Genomic DNA, 3,344 nt, shown 5'->3' on the forward strand with positions numbered 1-3,344 from the left:
TTACTTTTACTTTTCGGGTCATATTTATACCTATAAGATTTTGCTTAATTATAAGCTATAAATCTCTACAGTTTTATTAGACCACTACAGTTTAGCAGCGCAAGGAGGAACTCCACTAGGAGAAGCCCTGATTCCTGTAATAACAGAAACAAGCCTCGCTAAACAAAAAAAGAAAATTATCTTTGTGATTACTGATGGTGAGCCTAACGATGTTTCGGTTGCGAAAAAGTCATATGAAACCGCAAAATCTCAAGGCATTGAAGTGATTTCATTAATCTTTCTACCTTCAGAAAAAAACAAAGAAATTACAGAAAAAATGATTAAACAGTTTACGTCAAACTTTGTGATGATAACAGACTTCAACCAAATTGAAGAGACTATCATCAATTATTGCGAGAAATATATCAACAATACGCTTTGATCCAAAACAACTATGTTTTGATTTAACGCCGTTGTTGTTGATTCCCTGCTTTACAGCCTCCTTCACGGGGGCTTTTTTTGCACTAAATCTCTGACCAAATGAAAAAAATAACAATTTTAAATTGATAAAATACAAAAACACACCGAGGTTATAAAAAATTGACTGCTCTCAGCCCGAAAAGATCAAGATTCCCACTTCACAGAGACGAACATGAAAACATATATCTGCAAAGATCTAAATAAAATACGCCCTTTTGATGTATTAACGCCATTTTGCTCTGACATAGAAATTTCGGCATATATTAACCTAAATCTTCTTATTATGAACTACGGGCGAACTATGACGCTGGAACAAGTCTGCCACGAACTGAAATACTCGAAAAACTATGTAACGAAAGCTATGTACACCAAAAACAACAAGTTGGGTGAATCTTTGAAAGCCGCACGTTTACACGACAACAAAAACAAACTGTTTTTAACGGAATTGATAAGCAACATCATATACAGCGAGAATGTTTGAAAATGAATAAGAAAAAATCAACTTTCACTTCTCTGTTCATCGCTAGTATGTTTACACTACCTTACTCATTTGCATACGAAAACAGCAAAACTGATGAGGAAATCAGCGTTATCGATAGAGGGGGGAAGGTAACAGGTGGTGGCGTAAAAGAGATAGAGAAAAAAAATGAAGGTTGGTTTTTTTACAATGAAAAGATAGAAGCGGAGAAAAAGCCTAAGCCAGAGTTAAAACCTAATCCAAAGCCAGAGCTAAAACCTAAACCCGAACAAAAGCCTAAACCAGAGCCAAAGCCTGTAGTAAAAAAAGGGTCTGTCAAGTGGTATAGAGAAAACATACAGAGAATCCGTGATGAGGCAATAGATGATCCTACACCAACAAACGTTAGGCGGTACTATTATGCTCAAAGGATTATGCTGGATAAGGCAAATAAGTACGCTGATACTGCCAGAATCGTAACCAGCACCGATCCTATCATCGATGAAAACAACAGGCGTTCTACATCTTCATTTGCTGCTCTGGAACAATCCCGTGTCGCAGAAGAAAAAAAAACAGAAGTTCTACAAACTATCGCAAAAAAAGCGGGAATCTTCTTTTTCTTTAAGGGGAGAGGTTGCTCATTGTGCGAAAAGCAAGTTGAGGTATTAAGAGCTATTAAGACAGAATCAGGGATTTCAATCATCCCTGTATCTATTGACGGAAGCCAATTAAAAAATAATATTTTTGAAGCCTCTCGGATTGATAGCGGTCAAGCAAAAAAACTTGGGATCACCAATGTTCCGGCACTGGCTTTAGCTATCCCGCCTAAAGAAATAAAGATACTTTCATTCAGCGCGATTAGCGGTAGTACTCTAAGAGACAGGATAATACTCGTCGCCAAAGATGCGGGGGGAATAACAGAGCAGGAATACGCCAGCACAAGACCTTTCAACGACAACGGCTACATAGACAGTAGACTACTTGAAGAAATGCCAGAAGGCGTATTAAACAACCCTGAAAAGTTTGTTGAGTACATTCGCAAAGCCGTTGAAAAAGACAATTTGAGAACAAAAAAATGAAAATGAAAAAAACATTTTTAGGACTGATGCTTGTTGTGATATTGGCGACTCCATCTATCACCTATGCGGATAACATTAATTCGCAACTCAATGAAATGTTTGGCTCTATGTCAAATTCAACTGGAAGTGGATCATACCAGAGCGTAACCCGTGATGGGTATATTGGCGGTGGATTTGTCGTTAGAAACCAACTAAGAACAATATCACCAATCAACATTTCAACGCCAAAAATTTCTGCGGGCTGTTCTGGCATAGATTTCTTTTCAGGTTCTTTTAGCTTCATCAATGCTGATGAATTTGTTCAGTTATTAAGAAACATTGCAGCTAACTCCGTAGGGCTTGCTTTTCAGCTTGCAATTAACGCAATGGATTCTGTTTTGGGTGGCGAAATATCAAAATTACAGGCTTTAATCCAAAAACTTAATGAATATAGTGCTAATTCTTGCCAATTATCCAAAGGGATATTAGTCGATATGGCGAGTGCCTTTAGTGAAAATGCAAAAACTGCGGTCGGTAATACGCTTGCTTCTGAGGGAATTATAGATTCGATAGAGTCAATAGCAAGCGAACCTATGGGGAGAAAACCTGTAGTCCAAACTGCGGAAAAAGCGGGGAAAATCACCCCTTGTACTCACTATGGAAATTTAATGTGGTGTGCGTTAAATCGGGGCGGGTTTAATAGTAATTTTATGGGTTCTGAGATAGAGCAAAAAGAGCTTGTGATGAGTATGGTGGGAATGGTGATAGTAGAAAAACCAACCAAAAACACAAGTGGCGAAATGCCTTTTAACCATACTGTAGCCACACCTATTCCAATGAATGAAATTTATGACAGTTTAATGAAAGGAACAAAGGATAATCCGAATTTTCGTATTTATGGTTGTGGTTCAGATACCGATATCTGCGCTCACCCGTCACCGAAACAAATAAAAATAGATGGATTAGAAAACATTTTTTTAAAACTATTTGATGATGGTTTTTTAGAAAATTATATCAGTAACGCCAAGACTTCAAATGCGCTATTACAAAAAGCATATCTGTTTAATGTGAACGGGGCGGTCACGAACGGCTATCAATTAATAGAAGGGCAAGACACCACAAGAGCCTTGCACTACTACCGTTCTATTGCGCCTATCATTTCCTATGAAGCAGTCTATGGGTATTTAAATGCCATGCTCAATGTTGCCGAAATGAGTTTAGGGAAGATGATACAGAGCAATGACGATCCCCTGATGGCATACACGAAAATTCAAATTGAAAAAATACAGGAAGCAAAAAAAGAATTAAGTGAACGTAGCACGCTACGCGTGAGCGGCGCAGCGGTGCTGCTTCGGGGATGTTAATGAGTT

Annotated in this window: 3 protein-coding genes; all 3 read left to right on the forward strand. The window is 38.1% G+C overall.

Features of this window, described 5'->3' with window-relative positions:
- Nucleotides 1–61 precede the first annotated feature (61 nt).
- The 3 genes from G468_RS0116595 (at nucleotide 62) to G468_RS21605 (ending at nucleotide 3,338) form a co-directional block, all read left to right on the forward strand.
- Nucleotides 62–421, forward strand: a complete 360-nt coding sequence (locus G468_RS0116595; protein WP_081700715.1) for a VWA domain-containing protein — start codon at nucleotides 62–64, stop codon at nucleotides 419–421.
- A gap of 521 nt (nucleotides 422–942) precedes the next feature.
- The gene (traF, locus tag G468_RS21600; RefSeq protein ID WP_051297174.1) at nucleotides 943–1,995 is read left to right on the forward strand and encodes a conjugal transfer protein TraF; all 1,053 of its coding nucleotides are present in this window, start codon (nucleotides 943–945) and stop codon (nucleotides 1,993–1,995) included.
- Nucleotides 1,992–3,338 (forward strand): conjugal transfer protein TraH, encoded by a 1,347-nt coding sequence (locus G468_RS21605; RefSeq protein ID WP_051297175.1) that lies wholly within the window; start codon nucleotides 1,992–1,994, stop codon nucleotides 3,336–3,338. The genes traF and G468_RS21605 overlap by 4 nt, the downstream gene beginning before the upstream one ends.
- Nucleotides 3,339–3,344: the final 6 nt, after the last annotated feature.

Origin of the sequence: Arsenophonus nasoniae DSM 15247, from assembly GCF_000429565.1 — a bacterium.
In the GTDB taxonomy this organism is placed as follows: Bacteria; Pseudomonadota; Gammaproteobacteria; order Enterobacterales; family Enterobacteriaceae; genus Arsenophonus; species Arsenophonus nasoniae.